The 15,729-nt window shown below is 74.3% G+C and carries 14 protein-coding genes and 1 pseudogene; 7 read left to right on the forward strand and 8 right to left on the reverse strand.

Annotated elements, in window-relative coordinates; all coding sequences use genetic code 11:
* The first annotated feature begins 40 nt into the window (after nucleotides 1–40).
* Complete coding sequence (locus tag ACFVIU_RS15130) at nucleotides 41–904, forward strand: helix-turn-helix domain-containing protein (protein ID WP_385842886.1); 864 nt, start codon at nucleotides 41–43, stop codon at nucleotides 902–904.
* Between the two features lie 27 nt (nucleotides 905–931).
* Here the strand turns inward: ACFVIU_RS15130 and dnaK are convergent, their stop codons facing one another.
* The 4 genes from dnaK to ACFVIU_RS15150 all read right to left on the reverse strand — a co-directional run bounded on the left by dnaK (nucleotide 932) and on the right by ACFVIU_RS15150 (nucleotide 6,118).
* Nucleotides 932–2,797, reverse strand: coding sequence for a molecular chaperone DnaK (gene dnaK, locus ACFVIU_RS15135; RefSeq protein ID WP_385842887.1), 1,866 nt, complete (start codon nucleotides 2,795–2,797; stop codon nucleotides 932–934).
* A gap of 130 nt (nucleotides 2,798–2,927) precedes the next feature.
* Nucleotides 2,928–3,353, reverse strand: coding sequence for an OsmC family protein (locus tag ACFVIU_RS15140; protein ID WP_385842888.1), 426 nt, complete (start codon nucleotides 3,351–3,353; stop codon nucleotides 2,928–2,930).
* A 125-nt stretch (nucleotides 3,354–3,478) separates the two neighbouring features.
* Nucleotides 3,479–5,593 carry a phage holin family protein gene (locus tag ACFVIU_RS15145; protein ID WP_385842889.1) on the reverse strand — a complete coding sequence of 705 codons (2,115 nt, stop codon included), beginning with the start codon at nucleotides 5,591–5,593 and terminating at the stop codon, nucleotides 3,479–3,481.
* Nucleotides 5,594–5,686: 93 nt separating this feature from the next.
* Entirely contained in the window at nucleotides 5,687–6,118 is a 432-nt protein-coding gene (locus tag ACFVIU_RS15150) for a hypothetical protein (protein WP_385842890.1), read from the reverse strand.
* 84 nt (nucleotides 6,119–6,202) lie between these two features.
* Between ACFVIU_RS15150 and ACFVIU_RS15155 the strand changes: the two genes are divergently transcribed.
* Together ACFVIU_RS15155 and ACFVIU_RS15160 are read left to right on the forward strand one after the other, a co-directional pair.
* On the forward strand, nucleotides 6,203–6,976 hold the full coding sequence (locus tag ACFVIU_RS15155) for an MBL fold metallo-hydrolase (protein ID WP_385842891.1): 774 nt from the start codon (nucleotides 6,203–6,205) through the stop codon (nucleotides 6,974–6,976).
* Between the two features lie 5 nt (nucleotides 6,977–6,981).
* Nucleotides 6,982–7,602: a DedA family protein gene (locus ACFVIU_RS15160; protein WP_385843022.1), complete on the forward strand. Its 621-nt coding sequence runs from the start codon at nucleotides 6,982–6,984 to the stop codon at nucleotides 7,600–7,602.
* Nucleotides 7,603–7,606: 4 nt separating this feature from the next.
* Here ACFVIU_RS15160 and ACFVIU_RS15165 read toward each other — a convergent pair whose 3' ends face one another.
* The 3 genes and pseudogenes from ACFVIU_RS15165 to ACFVIU_RS15175 all read right to left on the reverse strand — a co-directional run bounded on the left by ACFVIU_RS15165 (nucleotide 7,607) and on the right by ACFVIU_RS15175 (nucleotide 10,661).
* Entirely contained in the window at nucleotides 7,607–8,665 is a 1,059-nt protein-coding gene (locus ACFVIU_RS15165; RefSeq protein ID WP_385842892.1) for an MBL fold metallo-hydrolase, read from the reverse strand.
* Nucleotides 8,662–9,919, reverse strand: a pseudogene (locus ACFVIU_RS15170) (aminotransferase class I/II-fold pyridoxal phosphate-dependent enzyme). Before ACFVIU_RS15170 ends, ACFVIU_RS15165 begins: the two are co-directional and overlap by 4 nt.
* A 181-nt stretch (nucleotides 9,920–10,100) precedes the next feature.
* Nucleotides 10,101–10,661 (reverse strand): hypothetical protein, encoded by a 561-nt coding sequence (locus tag ACFVIU_RS15175; RefSeq protein ID WP_385842893.1) that lies wholly within the window; start codon nucleotides 10,659–10,661, stop codon nucleotides 10,101–10,103.
* A 263-nt stretch (nucleotides 10,662–10,924) separates the two neighbouring features.
* Between ACFVIU_RS15175 and ACFVIU_RS15180 the strand changes: the two genes are divergently transcribed.
* Nucleotides 10,925–12,721 carry a thiamine pyrophosphate-requiring protein gene (locus ACFVIU_RS15180; protein ID WP_385842894.1) on the forward strand — a complete coding sequence of 599 codons (1,797 nt, stop codon included), beginning with the start codon at nucleotides 10,925–10,927 and terminating at the stop codon, nucleotides 12,719–12,721.
* Nucleotides 12,722–12,772: 51 nt separating this feature from the next.
* On the opposite strand, the gene ACFVIU_RS15185 is transcribed toward ACFVIU_RS15180, so the two are convergent.
* On the reverse strand, nucleotides 12,773–13,723 hold the full coding sequence (locus ACFVIU_RS15185) for an EamA family transporter (RefSeq protein ID WP_385843023.1): 951 nt from the start codon (nucleotides 13,721–13,723) through the stop codon (nucleotides 12,773–12,775).
* Nucleotides 13,724–14,058: 335 nt separating this feature from the next.
* On the opposite strand from ACFVIU_RS15185, the gene ACFVIU_RS15190 reads away from it, so the two are divergent.
* The 3 genes from ACFVIU_RS15190 to ACFVIU_RS15200 are packed head-to-tail and all read left to right on the forward strand — an operon-like array spanning nucleotide 14,059 to nucleotide 15,606.
* On the forward strand, nucleotides 14,059–14,436 hold the full coding sequence (locus ACFVIU_RS15190) for a DUF2795 domain-containing protein (protein ID WP_385842895.1): 378 nt from the start codon (nucleotides 14,059–14,061) through the stop codon (nucleotides 14,434–14,436).
* A complete protein-coding gene (locus tag ACFVIU_RS15195) occupies nucleotides 14,433–15,047 on the forward strand; it encodes a diguanylate cyclase (RefSeq protein WP_385842896.1) in 615 nt (204 codons plus the stop codon). The genes ACFVIU_RS15190 and ACFVIU_RS15195 overlap by 4 nt, the downstream gene beginning before the upstream one ends.
* A 16-nt stretch (nucleotides 15,048–15,063) precedes the next feature.
* Nucleotides 15,064–15,606: a type 1 glutamine amidotransferase domain-containing protein gene (locus ACFVIU_RS15200; RefSeq protein WP_385842897.1), complete on the forward strand. Its 543-nt coding sequence runs from the start codon at nucleotides 15,064–15,066 to the stop codon at nucleotides 15,604–15,606.
* The last annotated feature ends 123 nt before the right edge of the window (nucleotides 15,607–15,729 follow it).

The following is a 15,729-nucleotide window of genomic DNA, read 5'->3' on the forward strand; positions in this document are numbered from 1 at the left end:
CAGACTGCCCGGGTACGGCGGCGCATGGGGAGGGCGTGGCGTGAGCGAACGGCGGGCTGCGCCCACCGTGGGCCAGGTGGTGCTCGGCAAGCGGTTGCAGGAGCTGCGGGAGGCGGCGGGGCTCGGCCGGGACGAGGCCGCCCGGGTCCTGCGGGTGGCGTCGGCGACCGTGCGGCGCATGGAAATGGCCGAGGTCGCCCTGAAGATCCCCTACGTGCAGGTGCTGCTGGCCACCTACGGGGTGCCCGAGGAGGAGGCGGCCGCTTTCGTCCGGCTGGCCGAGGAGGCGAACCAGCCGGGCTGGTGGCAGCGGTTCCACGATGTGCTGCCGGACTGGTTCAGCCTGTACGTCAGCCTGGAGGGCGCCGCCCGGATCATCCGCTCCTACGAGCCGCACTTCGTGCCGGGCCTGCTCCAGACGGAGGAGTACGCCCGGGCCGTGCTGGAGGCCGGGACCATCGGGCAGTCGCGGCCGGACAGCATAGAGCGCCATGTGTCGCTGCGGATGGAGCGGCAGCGGCTGCTGGAGCGGGACGACTCGCCCCACGTGTGGGTGATCATGGACGAGACGGTGCTCCGGCGCCCGGTGAGCGCGCGCCCCGAGGTGATGCGGGACCAGCTGGACCGGCTGCTGGAGTGCGCCCGGCGGGACCGGATCACGCTCCAGATAGCCGAGTTCTCCGCGGGCCCGCATCCGGGGACGTACGCGCCGTTCACGCTGTTCCGGTTCGCCGAGCCGGAGCTGCCGGACATGGTGTTCACCGAGTACCTGACCGGCGCCCTGTATCTGGACGCACGCCGGGAGGTCGGCGCGCATCTGGAGGTGCTGGACCATATGACGGCCCGCGCCGCGTCCGCCCAGCGCACCCTGAAGCTGCTGGAGGAGTTCCGCGACGCCTGCTGAGGCCCGCCGCCGACCTGCGTCGGGGGGTCAGGCGGCGCCTCCCTTGGCATCCCGGTCCTCGTCGACGATCTCGGCGTCGACCACGCCCTCCTCGTCGGGGGCCGTGCTCTGTTCCGTGGCCGGGCCGGAGCTGCCCTGCGCGGCGGCGGACTCGTACATCGCCTGGCCCATCCGCTGGCTGACGGTGGCGAGTCGCTCGACGCCGGAGCGCAGGGCGGCCGTGTCGGCGTTCTGTTCCAGCAGGGTCTTCAGCGCGCCGACGGCCTCCTCGACCTCGCCGCGGGTGGCGTCGGGCACGCGGTCGTGGTTGTCGCGGAGGAACTTCTCGGTCTGGTACACGAGTTGCTCGGCCTGGTTGCGGGTCTCCGCGGTCTCGCGGCGCCGCCGGTCCTCCTCGGCGTACTGCTCCGCCTCCCGCATCATGCGGTCGATGTCGTCCTTGGGCAGCGCGGAGCCGCCGGTGACGGTCATCTTCTGTTCGCGGCCGGTGGCGAGGTCCTTGGCGGAGACGTGCATGATGCCGTTGGCGTCGATGTCGAACGCGACCTCGATCTGCGGGACGCCGCGCGGGGCGGGCGGCAGCCCGGTGAGGTCGAAGACGCCGAGCTTCTTGTTGTAGGCGGCGATCTCACGTTCGCCCTGGTAGACCTGGATGGCGACGGAGGGCTGGTTGTCCTCGGCGGTGGTGAAGATCTCCGAGCGGCGGGTGGGGATCGTGGTGTTGCGCTCGATCAGCTTGGTCATGATGCCGCCCTTGGTCTCGATGCCCAGGGACAGCGGGGTGACGTCCAGCAGCAGGACGTCCTTGACGTCGCCGCGCAGCACGCCCGCCTGGAGAGCGGCGCCGACGGCGACGACCTCGTCGGGGTTGACGCCCTTGTGCGGGTCCTTGCCGGTGAGGTCGCGGACCAGGTCGGTGACGGCGGGCATCCGGGTGGAGCCGCCGACCAGGATGACGTGGTCGATCGCGGACAGCTGCACCCCGGCGTCCCGGACCGCCTGGTGGAAGGGGGTCGTGCAGCGCTCCAGCAGGTCGGCGGTCAGCTCCTGGAACTGGGCACGGGTGAGCTTCTCGTCCAGGTGCAGCGGGCCCTCGGCGGACGCGGTGATGTAGGGCAGGTTGATCGAGGTCTCGGTGGAGGAGGACAGCTCGATCTTGGCCTTCTCGGCGGCCTCCCGGAGCCGCTGCACCGCCATCTTGTCGGCGGCGAGATCGATGCCGTACTGCCCCTTGAACCGCTGCACCAGGTGCTCCACGATCCGCTGGTCCCAGTCGTCGCCGCCCAGGTGGGTGTCGCCGTTGGTGGCCTTGACCTCGATGACGCCCTCGCCGATCTCCAGCAGGGACACGTCGAAGGTGCCGCCGCCCAGGTCGAAGACGAGGACCGTCTGCTCCTCGCCGCGGTCCAGGCCGTAGGCGAGGGCGGCGGCGGTCGGCTCGTTGATGATCCGCAGCACCTTCAGGCCCGCGATCTCGCCGGCCTCCTTGGTCGCCTGCCGCTGGGTGTCGTCGAAGTACGCCGGTACGGTGATCACCGCGTCCGTGACGTCCTCGCCGAGGTAGGCCTCCGCGTCCCGCTTCAGCTTCTGCAACACCCGCGCGGACAGCTCCTGGGCGCGGAACCGGGTGCCGTCCACCGAGCCCTGCTCGGGGAAGCGCCAGGCCGCGTCGCCCATGTGCCGTTTCACCGAGCGGGCGGTGCGCTCCACGTTGGTCACGGCCTGCCGCTTGGCGACCTCGCCGACCAGTACCTCGCCGTTCTTCGCGAACGCCACCACGGAGGGGGTGGTGCGCGCGCCCTCGGCGTTGGCGACGACCGTGGGCTCGCCGCCCTCCAGGACGGCCACCACCGAGTTCGTCGTCCCGAGATCGATCCCGACCGCTCGTGCCATGATCCGTCCCCTTCCACCCGGGCGCACCTCCAGCACAGGACGTGCGTACGGCCTTGTCAATGCACGGGTGCCCAGGAACGGCGATGCCGCGCCCCCCGGCGGGGACGCGGCATCCGGCGGCGCGCGGGCGTCAGGCCAGCTCGGCCGTCAGGGTGATGGTCGTACCGGCCAGGGCCTGGCTGACCGGGCAGTTCTTCTTGGCGTCCTCGGCGGCCGAGGCGAAGCCCTCCGCGTCCAGGCCGGGCACCTCGCCGCGCACGGTGAGGTGGATGCCGGTGATGCCCTCACCGGGCTGGAAGGTGACGTCGGCCTTGGTCTCCAGCCGGGTGGGCGGGGTGCCGGCGCCGGCCAGGCCGTGCGAGAGGGCCATGGAGAAGCAGCTGGAGTGGGCGGCGGCGATCAGCTCCTCGGGGCTGGTCTTGCCGTTCGCCTGCTCGGCGCGCGACGGCCACGACACCGGCTGCGAGCCGATGCCGGAGGAGTCGAAGGTGACGACGCCGTTCCCCTCGAGCAGGTTGCCTTCCCATTCGGTGTGCGCGGTGCGCGTGGTGGCCACGTTGGTTCCTTTCACGTGAAGTCGCGTTGTGCGGGTCTTCCGTGCCCTATCCGATCACATCCGCGCTCCGCGCAGGCCGAAGACCGTCACTCCGCGCGGTGAACGGCGCGCGAAGCGGCCCGGCTTCAGGCGGCCCGTTCCTCCTCGGCGGCCGTGCCGAGCGGGACCTGGGGGCCGTTCAGCTCGGCCAGCCAGCGGCGCAGGATGCGGTGCACCGCCTCGGCGCCGACCGGTTCCGCCCCGTCGTCGGCCGGTGCGGACAGTGTCAGCGGCGACAGCAGGAACGGCCGGGACTGGGCGCCGCCCAGCCCGCCGTGGGAGCCGATCTGCTCCTCGAAGGCGAGGACTTCGCCGTCGGCGGGGTCGTAGGCGGAGTTGACCATGATGTCGGCGGTGTGCGGGAAGCTGTGGGTGCGGCGGACGGCGTCGGCCGCGCCGGGGCCGAAGCGGGCCAGCGGGCCGGGGTCGGTGTCGAGGTCGGCCAGCGGGATCTGGACGCCGTGCGCGCCGAGCACCAGGCCGTCGTGCTCGGCGCTGCGCACCAGCAGGAAGCCGATGCCCGGGTGGTCGGCGAGGGTGCCGAGCAGGGCGGGATGGCGGGCGTCGATCTCCTCTTTGGTCATGCGGTGGGGCACGTCCGGGAAGGCGACCAGTCCGAGGTTGCCGGAGGCGAGCACGATCGGCTCGGTGCCGCGGGCGGGCCGGTGCTGCTCGCGGTGCTCCTCCACGGGCCGGCCCAGGGCGGCCCGGACGGCGGCCCGGGCCTCGGCGCCGCTGTGTGTGCGTTCCGCCCGGCGCGGTACGGGCAGTCCGCAGCCGGCCCGGACGAGGTCGCCGAGGGTGAGGCCGTAGCGGGAGCGGAAGGTTTCGCCGGGGCTCTGCCCGTGGTCGGAGAGGACCACGATCCGGTAGGGGCGCGGGGCGTGTTCGGCGACCCGTTCGAGGAGGGCGAGGGACCGGTCGAGGCGCTGGAGGACCTTCTCGGCGTCGCGGCTGTGCGGGCCGGAGTGGTGGGCCACCTCGTCGTAGGCGACGAGGTCGGCGTAGACGGCGGTACGGCCGGCGAGCATGTCGCCCATCACCGCGGCGACGACGACATCGCGTTCCACGACGGTGGCGAAGGCGCGGACCAGGGGGTAGAGGCCGCCGCGGCTCACCCGTGGGCGCTGCCGGCAAAGGCGGGCGCGGACGGACTGGCCGGTCTCCCGGGCCACCTCGGCGACGAAGGACAGGGCGGTGCGGACGGCGTTGGCCGGGTCGGAGAAGTAGGCGAAGTAGCCGGCGCGGGAACGGTTCTCCCGGTCTCGGCGGCGGACCGCGATGGACAGCACGAGGGCCTGTTCGCCGGCGCCGCCGCTGAACAGGTTGCCGCGGCTGGCGCCGTCGACGGCGAGCAGTCCGCCGTCACCGGTGCGCAGCACGGCGCGGCGCTGCAACTCGATGGCGCTCGCGGGCCGGTTGCACACCATCACCTCGCCCCGGTCCTTCTCGTACCAGCGGAAGGCCGGCACGTCGAAGGTGCTGCCGTGCAGGATGCCGAGCTGGCTGGCGCCGGTCTGGCTGGACCAGTCGGTGCGCCAGGGGGTGAGGAGGTGCGTCGGCGGGGTGCGGTCGGCGGCCGCCCGCGCACCGTCCTCGGTGTCCGGCTGCTCCGCCGCCAGCCAGCGGGCGACCGTGGGCATCAGCCCCGTGCGGACGGCCCCGGTGAGGACGTCGTGACCGACCCCGTCGAGCTGGACGACGAGCAGGCCGGGCGTCGCGGGGCAGCCCGGGCCCGGTCTGCGGCGGCGGGCGGCGAGGCGGTGCAGCCGGCGCCGGTAGGCCTCGTCGTCCCGGACGGCGAGGGCGGCGCCGGTGGCCGAGGCGACGGCGGACATCACGGCGGCCACGATGACGGCGGTCTCCGGGGCGGCCGCGCCCCGGCCGGAGGGGTTGATGCGCAGGGCGAGCAGCAGCAGGGAGCCGTTGAGGAAGAAGACCAGCAGGCCGAGGACGAGGGCCGGGACGAGCAGCAGCAGCCGCACCAGCAGCGGCCACACCACGGCCGACAGGACGCCGAACGCCCCCGCGCCGCAGGCGGCCGTGACGGCGATGCGGGTGGCGCTGTCACCGTCGGCGGACTGGAGCTGGAAGTCGGGCAGGGCCGCGGCGAGGACCAGCATGGTGAGGGTGGACACCGCCCATACGGCGACACTGCGCCCGACCTGACCGACGACCCGCCGCCATCGCACACCCCGCACGCCCCGCACCCCTCGCATCCCGGCCCCGCTCGACCGATTCGGGGCCGCCCCCCACCTTGTCACACGGCCGGAACCGCGGGCCGGGCCCCCGGGTCAGCGTCCGTCGTACCCGGCCGTCGGCATGGACAGGCGGCGGTGCACCCGCGCCTTCATCTGGGCGTCGTACGACGGTTCGGCCCGCCCCACCGTCTCCACGCGCACCCCGCGCCGTGCGCACTCGGCGGTGAACGCCTCCACCGAGGACAGGGCGCGCTCGAGCACCCGCAGGCTGGGCGCGACGAACACGTCCACCCCGGGCCGCACCCCTTCCCACAGTGCGCAATGGTCGTAACGCAGCCCGCCGAGGAGAAGTTCCCGGGCGACGACATAGCCGTGTTCGGCCGCCCAGCGGGCGCACATGGCGTGCTGGCTGCGGGAGTCCACCAGGAAGGGGTCGGCCTCCAGCTGCTCCAGCGGGGTGAGGCTGGCGATGGTGGTGATCCGTACCGGCGTGCGCACGCCGAAGGCACCCCGTGGCTGTCCCATGGCGTCCCCCTCACCTCCGGGTTTCGCCGCCGACCCTACTCCTGCCCGTAGGCTTCGGGGAGTCGCGCGAAGGGGGCGAAGAGGGTGCCGGTGGAGATCACCTGGTGGGGCCATGCCACCTGCACGGTGGAGGACGCGAACACACGGGTGCTCACCGATCCGCTGTTCGCCCGCCGGCTGGCGCATCTGCGCCGCCGCCGCGGTGCCGTGCCGCCCGCCGAGGCCCGCCGCGCGGACCTGGTGCTCGTCTCCCATCTGCACGCCGACCATCTGCATCCGCCGTCGCTGGCGGCGCTGGCCCCGGGCACGCGCCTGCTCGTGCCCCGGGGCGCACCACGGGCGGTCCCGGGCCTGCGCCGGCTGCGGCACCTGCGCCTGACCGAGGTGGTCCCCGGGGACGAGGTGCGGGCCGGCGGGGTGTCGGTGCGGGTGGTGCCGGCCCTGCACGACGGGCGGCGGCTGCCGGTGGGCCCGCGCCGCTCCCCCGCGCTCGGTTACGTGGTGACGGGCGAGGCCCGGACCTACTTCGCCGGGGACACCGGGCTGTTCGACGCGATGGCCGAGCGGGTCGGGCCGGTGGACGTGGCGCTGCTGCCGGTGGGCGGCTGGGGGCCGTATCTCGGCGAGGGGCATCTGGACGCGGGGCGGGCGGCGCGGGCGCTGGCCCGGCTGGCGCCGCGGGCCGCGGTACCGGTGCACTACGGGACGTACTGGCCCCTCGGCATGGACGCGGTCCGGCCGCACGAGTTCCATGCGCCGGGTGACGAGTTCGTGCGGCTGGCGGCGGTGGCCGCGCCGTCGGTGGCGGTGCACCGGCTCGGGCACGGGGAGAGCGTACGGCTGGAGTTCGCCCGGTGAGCTGGCTGTCCGCGATAGCCCTGGCCGCGGGTGAGGCCCGGCCGGTGCCGCCGGAGTCGACGCAACAGGCGCTCGGCTATCCGTCGTTGTTCCTGCTGGTGCTGATCGGCGCGCTGGTGCCGGTGGTGCCGACGGGGGCGCTGGTGAGTTCGGCGGCGGTGGTGGCGTTCCATCAGACGGCGCCGTTCTCGCTGGCGTTGGTCTTCGTGACGGCGTCGCTGGCCGCCTTCCTGGGCGACGCGGCGCTGTACTGGCTGGGGCGGCGGGGGCTGCGGTCGAGGAACGGTTCGCGGTGGCTGGAGGCGATCCGGTCGCGGGCGCCTGAGGAGCGGCTGGACCAGGCGCGGACCAGGCTGGCCGAGCACGGGGTCGCGGTGCTGGTGCTGTCCCGGCTGGTGCCCGCCGGGCGGGTGCCGGTGATGCTGGCCTGTCTGCTGGCGGAGTGGCCGCTGCGGCGGTTCTCCCGGGGCAACGCGGTCGCCTGTCTGGCGTGGGCGGCCACCTATCAGGTGATCGGGGTTCTGGGCGGTTCGCTGTTCCCGGAACCCTGGGAGGGCGTGGTGGTGGCGGTGGGGCTGACCGTGCTGTTCAGTGCGGCGCCGGGTGTGGTGCGCCGGTTGCGGTAGCGCCTCACTCGAGCACCCCGGAGGCTCCCACCGGCAGATCCCACAGGTTCTCCCGGTCGAGTCCCGCCTTCTCCCAGGCCGTCCGCACCCTGGTGAGGGGTTCCAGGACCGGCTCGGCCGAGAGGATGAAGGTGCCCCAGTGCATGGGGGCCATCCGGCGGGCGCCCAGGTCGAGGGTGGCCCGGACCGCCTCCTCCGGGTCGCAGTGGACGTCGCTGAGCCACCACCGGGGGTCGTAGGCGCCGATGGGCATCAGGGCGAGGTCGATGCCGGGGTAGCGGCGGCCGATGCGGGAGAACCAGTGGCCGTATCCGGTGTCGCCGGCGAAGTAGAGGCGCTGTCCCTCCGCCGAGGTGAGCACCCAGCCGCCCCAGAGGCTGTGGCAGGTGTCGGTCAGGGTGCGCTTGGACCAGTGGTGGGCGGGGACGAAGTCGAAGCGGACCCCGGACAGTTCGGCCCCCTCCCACCAGTCCAGCTCGGTGACGCAGCCGAACCGGCGGCGCAGGAACCAGCGGCCGAGGCCGGCCGGGACGAACACGGGCGTGTCGCGCGGGAGCCGGCGCAGGGTGGGGGCGTCCAGGTGGTCGTAGTGGTTGTGGCTGATGACCACGGCGTCGACCCGGGGCAGGGTGTCCCAGGGCACGCCCACGGGGGTGATACGGGCGGGGGTGCCGAGGATCCGACGGGACCAGACGGGGTCGGTGAGCACGGTGAGCCCGCCGATGCGCACGATCCAGCTGGCGTGTCCGGCCCAGGTCACGGCGAGGCCGCGGGTGCCGACGCGGGGCAGCGCGGCGGGGGCGTACGGCAGCCGGGAGATGTCGGCGAGGCCGTCGGGGCGGGGGCGTACGGCGCCCTCGCGGGCGAACCGGGCCAGGGCCTTCAGGCCGGGCAGGGGGGCGGTGAGCCGGTCGTGGAAGGTGCGGGGCCACACGCGGTGTTCGCCGAGCGGGCGGGGTTCGGCCAGCGGGGGGAAGGGGGCCGCCAGGGGAGCCGGCGCGCCGGGCAGGGAGGCGGTGGGAGCCATCCGGGCCGGTCCGGGCTCTTGCGTCTGCTGCGTCATCGAGGAGGCTCCCATCGCTTAAGCGTCGTCGCGGAGATCGTCGAAGACAGACCTCAAGGAGATCAATGCGCGGTGCACATGGGGCAGTTCCAACGGCTCGGGTGACGTGAGGCATTCCGCGCGTTCCTCGTCCGTGCCGCCCAGCAGGGGCCCGGTGGCGAGGCGTACGCGCAGCGCGCCGAGGTCGTCGCCGAAGCGGTGGCCGCCGGGCGCGGGCATGCCCAGCCGGGCGGTGAGGAGGTCCTCCAGCTCCTGTGCGTCGCCGACGCCGCGGTCCGCGAGCACCTCGCGCAGCGGGCCGAGGTCGGCGTAGAGGTGGCGCCCGGCCTGCGGCGGCCGGGCCCGCGCCCCGCCGGCCACGACCGCGGCGTGCGCGGCGGCGGCCACCCGCGCGTGCAGCCGTACGGTGGCCTCGCGGCGGGCGAAGAGGGGTTCGGGTTCGTCGAGGGCGTAGCCGGCGGCCGCGGCGAGCGGGGCGGCGATCCGTGCGCCGAGCGCGGTGAGGATGTCGAGCACGCGCGCGTGGAGGTGCCGTCCGGTGTCGGTGGCGGGGAAGCGGGCCACGGCGGCGGGCCAGCCGGGCGGCAGCAGGGCGCCGGCCAGGTCGGTGACGACGACGACCCGGTCGGGCCGCATCTCGGCGGGGCTGAGCAGCACGGTCTCGCGGGGGGCGTGCACGGTGTCCCGCCAGGTCTCGTCGCTGACCAGGTACAGGCCCTCGTCCGCGGCGGCCTCGACGGTCTCGTGCAGCAGTTCGGGCGGGGCGACGGTGGCGGTGGGGTCGTCGGCGACCGACAGCACCAGCAGCCGCGGGTCACCGCCCTCCGCGCGGACCCGGCGGACGGTCTCCAGCAGGGCGTACGGGTCGGGGACGCCGCCGCTCTCGGCGGGCGTGGGCACATGGAAGACGGGCCGGCCGAGGAGCCTGGCGTAGGGAGCCCACCAGGCGGCGCAGGGGCGGGGCACGAGAACGTCGGCGCCGTCGCCGGCGAGTGCGGCGGTCAGCGCGAGCAGCAGCGCCGGGGCGCCGGGGCCGGCGGCCACCTGGTCGGGGATGCTGGGCAGGCCGCGCCGGGTCCAGTAGCCGCAGGCCGCCTCCAGCAGGGCGGGGGCGCCGCCGACGGGCTGGGCGTCGGTGCGGTGCGCGGCCGCGGCGAGGACGGCGGAGAGTTCGGGGAGCACGGGGAGGCCGTCGCCGGGCAGGGGTGGGCCGTAGCGGACGGGTCCGTGGTCCTCGGGGTCCGTCCGCCGCATGTCCGCCTCCGCGCAGTCCGTGTTGCTCTACCGTCTACCGCCTACCGTTCGGTGTATTCCGTGTTCCGCGTAGTGCGTTCCGTGTTCTGTGTTCCGCGGTCCGTGTTCTGCGGTTGGTGTGATGCGGTTTTCCGTGGGCGGTCCGGCGTGTGCCGCGGTGCGTGGTCCGTGGTCCGCCGGGTCATGCCCGCCCCGGCCCGCCGGTGCGCCGCAGGCGGCCCCGCAGCCGGTAGGCGGCTCCCGCGCCGGCCCCGGCGACGAGGATGCCGCCGGCCACCAGCGCGGGGACCGAGCCGCCGAGGCTGCCTCCGGTTCCGGCCCCGACTCCGTGCTGCACCGCGGCCGGGGCGCAGCCGTCGTCGGTGCGCGGCTCACGGCAGCCGTGGTCGTCGTACTCGGGGAGGAGGGGGCGGGTGTCCCCGTGGGGGTCGGCATGGGTGTCACCGTGAGTGTCACCAGGGGTGTCGCCGCGAGCGTTCCCCGGGGCGTCGCCGTGGCCGGACGGTTCGGGGCGGGCGCTCCAGGGCTGGGCGGCCTTGCCGGGGGCGGCGGGGCAGGCACCGTCGACGCCGGACGCGGTGTCCGCGCCGCCGCCCGCCGGGTCGCCCACGGAATCGCAGGTGAGGGAGATAGCGCCGGGGCCGGCCTCGGCGGCAAGGTCCGCACCGGCGGCGGGCCCGGCTATGGCGAGCGAGGCGCCCACGGCGAGGGCGACGGACAGGGCGCGGGCGGTGCTGCGCATCGGCGGGCTCCTCGGCGAGCGGTGACGGACAACGAGGGGCGGACGGCGGTACGGCGGTTGCGCGGCGCGTGTGCCCTCGCTGCCATCACAGCCCGGCGGGCGGCGTACCGCGCGCGGCCGGAGCCCATTCGCGGGACAGACGCGGCCGGCCGGGTGACAGCGGGACCGCCCGCCGCCTCCCGGAGGTTTTCCGGCCGCCGCCCAGGTGACTCGGTATCCGCTGACCGGATCGTCCGTTCCGCATGCACGGGGAGGTCCCCTCGATGAGCACCAAGGTCTCCGACCACATTCTGGAGCGGCTGCGCGCCTGGGGCGTGGAGCAGGTCTTCGGCTATCCCGGCGACGGCATCAACGGGCTGCTCGCCGCCTGGGGCCGGGCCGAGGACAAGCCCCGGTTCATCCAGTCCCGGCACGAGGAGATGTCCGCCTTCGAGGCGGTCGGGTTCGCGAAGTTCAGCGGCCGTATCGGGGTGTGCGCGGCGACCTCAGGGCCGGGCGCCATCCATCTGCTGAACGGGCTGTACGACGCCAAGCTGGACCATGTGCCGGTGCTGGCGATCGTCGGCCAGACGAACCGGACCGCGATGGGCGGCTCCTACCAGCAGGAAGTCGACCTGCACACGCTGTACAAGGACGTCGCCTCGGACTTCGTGGAGACCGTGACGGTGCCCGAGCAGCTGCCGAACGTGCTGGACCGGGCGATCCGCACGGCCTACGCGCGGCGCTCCCCGACGGCGCTGATCATCCCCGGCGATGTGCAGGAGCTGGACTACTCGCCGCCGACGCACGCGTTCAAGATGGTGCCCTCCAGCCTGGGCATGAGCGAGTACACGGCCACGCCGACGGACGATGCGCTGCGCCGCGCGGCGGACGTGCTGAACGCGGGCGACAAGGTGGCGATCCTCGTCGGGCAGGGCGCGGCCGGCGCGGTCGCGGAGGTGCAGGAGATCGCCGAGCTGCTCGGCGCGGGCGTCGCGAAGGCGCTGCTCGGCAAGGACGTGCTCAGTGACGAGCTGCCGTACGTCACCGGGCCGATCGGACTGCTGGGCAGCCGGCCGTCGTACGAGCTGATGCGGGACTGCGACACCCTGCTGACCATCGGTTCGTCCTTCCCGTACACGCAGTTCATGCCGGAGTTCGGCAAGGCGCGCGGGGTGCAGATCGACATCGACCCGCACATGATCGGCATGCGGTATCCGTACGAGGTGAACCTGGTCGGCGACGCCCGGGCGACGCTGCGGCGGCTGATCCCGCTGCTGAACGCCGACCGGGGCGGGCGCGAGTGGTACGACACGGTGTGCGCGAACGTACGGCGCTGGCACGAGACGATGGAGCGGCGGGCCGGGCTGTCCGCGGACCCGATCAACCCGGAGTACGTCGCCCGGGCGCTGGACCCGCTGCTGCCGGACGACGCGATCCTGACCTCGGACTCGGGCTCGGTGGCGAACTGGTACGCCCGGCACATCACCATGCGGCCCGGCATGCGCGGTTCGCTGTCGGGGACGCTGGCGACGATGGGGCCGGGGGTGCCGTACGCGATCGGGGCGAAGTTCGCGCACCCGGACCGTCCGGTGGTCGCGCTGGTCGGCGATGGCGCGATGCAGATGAACGGGCTGGCGGAGATGATCACCGCGGCGAAGTACCAGGACCGCTGGTCGGATCCGCGGCTGGTGGTGGGCGTGTGGAACAACCGCGATCTGAACCAGGTGACCTGGGAGATGCGGGCGATGGAGGGTGCTCCCTCCTTCCTGCCCTCGCAGGAGATCCCGGACGTGCAGTACGCGGCCTTCGCGCGGTCGCTGGGGCTGACCGGGGTGCGGGTGGAGAAGCCCGAGGACGTCGAGGCGGGCTGGCGGGCGGCGCTGGCCGCCGACGGGCCGGCCGTGATCGAGTTCCTCACCGATCCCGCCGTACCCCCGATTCCGCCGCACGCCACCTGGGAGCAGATGGAGGCGACGGCCGCGTCCATCCTGAAGGGCGACGCGGACCGTGGCTCGGTCATCAAGCAGGGGCTGAAGGCGAAGATGCAGGAGTTCCTGCCGGGCCGCGACAAGCACTAGCGCGTGGCGCTCGTACACCACGCGGCACCGGCAGGAACCCGGGCGGAGACCCTAGCCGCGACGGCCGGGAAGCGTCAGGGCGGTCAGGCCGAGGGCGAGGACGGCCAGCCCGCACCAGGAGGCGGCGGGCAGGGTCTCGCCGAGGACGGTGACGCCCAGGACCGCGGCCACGGCGGGCTCGGCCAGGGTCAGTGTCGTCGCGACCGACGCCGGGGTGCGGCGCAGCCCGTGTCCGAAGAGCCGGTAGGCCAGGAAGCCGCTGAACAGGGCCAGGTAGCCCGCCACCGCGGCGCCCCGGACGGTGCCGAGCCAGTGCGGGCCGGCGGCCAGGACGAGCGGGACGCAGAGCAGCCCGGCCGCGCCGAAGAGCACGCCCATGACCGCGCCGGACGGGTGTCCGCGGGTGATGAGGGTGCCGGCGATCAGCGAGTAGCCGGCGTAGGACAGCCCGGCGCCCGCGGCGAGCGCGATGCCGACGAGGTCCGTCGGGGCTGTGGCACCGCTGAGGGTGGGGCCCAGCACCAGAAGGGTGCAGCCGAGGACGGCGGCCGCGGTGGCGCCGGTCCAGCGTGCGGTCGGCCGGGACCGGCCGGTGAGCCAGCACAGCAGGCCGGTGAAGACCGGTGCGCTGCCCAGTGCGATCACGGTGGCCACGGCCACCCCGGTGCGGGCGACCGCCGGGTAGAAGGTGACGGGATACCCGGCCACCGCGAGGGCGCCCACGACGAGCAGCCGGCGCTCGGCGCGGGTGCAGGCGGCCGGCAGCGAGCGGGCGCCGCGGGCGGTGAGGAGCAGCAGCAGCCCGCTGAGCGCGAGCCCGGCGCAGCCGATGGCCGCGGCCGGTGCGCCGGCCGGCGCCAGGGAGCCCGCGGTCCCGGTCGTGCCCCACAGCACGGCCGAGGCGAGGATCGGTGCGGGTCCGCCGAGGAGGCGGGGGCGGGAACGGCGCGGGCGCGTTGCGGCGGGCGCGGCAGCAGTGGTGAGGGTGGTGTGGTCCGGCATGGTCACGGTCGTGGCCTTCTGTCGTCACGGCGTTTCGGGACTTCGCATCGAAACGGGCGCACGACAGGAACCCCTGACCGCCCGGTGGGGCCGGTCGGGGCCGGAAGCCGGTCGTCGCTGCCTGCGCCCTCAGGCGCCGAGCGGCGGAAGGGCGACGTGCCAGTAGGTGTTCACCCGCGCATCGTAGCTGCTCGCAGCCGGTGCGCGGGCTCCCGTATCCGCGCCCGGCACTCGTCGGGGACGGGCTGTTATGCGGCTGTCTGGACGGGTACGCGTGTGCGCACCGAGCCGATCGGTGGCCACGATGCGGATCTTCGACCCTCTTGGAGGAGGACATGCAGCGAGGCAGTGACCGGTTGAACGTCCACCGGGACGACGAGATGAAGCACGAGCTGCGGGGCATGCTGCGGTCCGGGCATCCGACGCGGGTCGAGGAGTGGCACGACGTGGAGCCGGCCGCCGACGACGACCCGGAGGTGACCAGCGGACCGGTGGGCGGACTGGGCGCACCGGCGTCGCTGGAGCGGACGCGACTGGAGCTGGCCCGGCACCTGAGCCGGCACGCGTTCCCGGCCCGGGCCGGGGATCTGGCCCGGTCGCTGCGCCGGGGCAACGCGCCCGGCGCCCTGGTCGACGGGGTGGCCCGGCTGCCGCACGGGGACCGCTTCGACACGGTGAGCCAGCTGGCCGAGGCGCTGGTGGGCGGCGCATGAGCCGAGACCAGGCGGCGGACATCGCGCGCGGCACGACCGTGGACGTCGGTGATGTCACCACGCGGTTTCTGCTCTACGGGCTGCTGCCCGGCTGGTTCGTGCCGGGGCTCGCCGACTGGGCGATGCACCGGCGGACCCGGATCGAGGACACGGCGGGGACGAAGGAGTCCCTGATCCACTCGCTGATGATGGCGGAGGTCGGCCTGCCCATCGCGCTGACCCTGCGCTACGAGGTGAACCCGCTGCTGCTGGCCGTGCAGCTCGGCGCGGCCGCGGTGCACGAGGCGACCGCGCTGTGGGACGTACGCACGGCCGTGGACAGCGACCGCGAGGTGCGGCCGGTCGAGCAGCACATCCACAGCTTTCTGGAGTCGCTGCCGTTCGGCGGGCTGGCCTCGCTGATGTGCCTGCACTCCGACCAGGTGCGGTCACTGCTGCGGGGCGGGCGCGGCGACCCGGACGCGTGGCGTCTGGTCCGCCGCCGGCGGCCGCTGTCCCCCGGATATCTGGCGGGGATCGGCCTGGCGATCGGCGCGTGTGTGCTGCTGCCGTACGGCGAGGAGCTGCTGCGCTGCCGGCGGGCGGCGCGGGCGAGGAAACGGAACCGGTGAAAGGAGGCGGAGAATCGTGCGTATCGCGTTTCTGGTGGCGCCCGAGGGCGTCGAGCAGGTGGAGCTGACCGAGCCGTGGAAGGCGGCCTCCGACGCCGGGCACGAACCGGTGCTGGTGTCGACGAAGGCCGGGGAGATCCAGGCGTTCGACCATCTGGACAAGGCGGACACGTTCCCCGTGGACGAGGTGGTGGGCGAGACCTCGGCGGGCTCGTTCGGCGGGCTGGTGCTGCCGGGCGGGGTGGCCAATCCGGACTTCCTGCGGATGGACGAGAAGGCCGTCGCCTTCGTCCGGGACTTCTTCGAGGGAGGCCGGCCGGTCGCGGCGATCTGCCACGCCCCGTGGACGCTGGTGGAGGCGGACGTCGTACGGGGCCGGGTGCTGACCTCGTGGCCCAGCCTGCGCACGGACATCCGCAACGCGGGCGGCACCTGGGTGGACGAGCGGGTCAAGATCTGCGACCACGGCTCCAACCAGCTGGTGACCAGCCGTAAGCCGGACGATCTGAAGGCGTTCTGCGACGCGTTCCTGCATGTCTTCGCCGGAGAGCCCGGCTGACGGACCTACCGCGCGGGGGGGGGCGGGCCCGCCCGGGCCGCCCCCGCCGCCCCTCCCGGGGCCCGGCGGGGAGCCGGCCGGGCCCCGCGCCCCCCCCCCGGGCCGCCCCCCCCCCCCCGGCCC

Source organism: Streptomyces sp. NPDC127190 (genome assembly GCF_042672505.1).
Classification (GTDB): domain Bacteria; phylum Actinomycetota; class Actinomycetes; order Streptomycetales; family Streptomycetaceae; genus Streptomyces.

Bases quoted from the DNA above. Each gene is read 5' to 3' on its own strand.
- ACFVIU_RS15185 (WP_385843023.1), bottom strand. From the start codon at position 13,723: ATGCCGGACCACACCACCCTCACCACTGCTGCCGCGCCCGCCGCAACG.
- ACFVIU_RS15150 (WP_385842890.1), bottom strand. From the start codon at position 6,118: ATGGGACAGCCACGGGGTGCCTTCGGCGTGCGCACGCCGGTACGGATC.
- ACFVIU_RS15175 (WP_385842893.1), bottom strand. From the start codon at position 10,661: ATGCGCAGCACCGCCCGCGCCCTGTCCGTCGCCCTCGCCGTGGGCGCC.
- ACFVIU_RS15180 (WP_385842894.1), top strand. From the start codon at position 10,925: ATGAGCACCAAGGTCTCCGACCACATTCTGGAGCGGCTGCGCGCCTGG.
- ACFVIU_RS15190 (WP_385842895.1), top strand. From the start codon at position 14,059: ATGCAGCGAGGCAGTGACCGGTTGAACGTCCACCGGGACGACGAGATG.
- ACFVIU_RS15195 (WP_385842896.1), top strand. From the start codon at position 14,433: ATGAGCCGAGACCAGGCGGCGGACATCGCGCGCGGCACGACCGTGGAC.
- dnaK (WP_385842887.1), bottom strand. From the start codon at position 2,797: ATGGCACGAGCGGTCGGGATCGATCTCGGGACGACGAACTCGGTGGTG.
- ACFVIU_RS15165 (WP_385842892.1), bottom strand. From the start codon at position 8,665: ATGACGCAGCAGACGCAAGAGCCCGGACCGGCCCGGATGGCTCCCACC.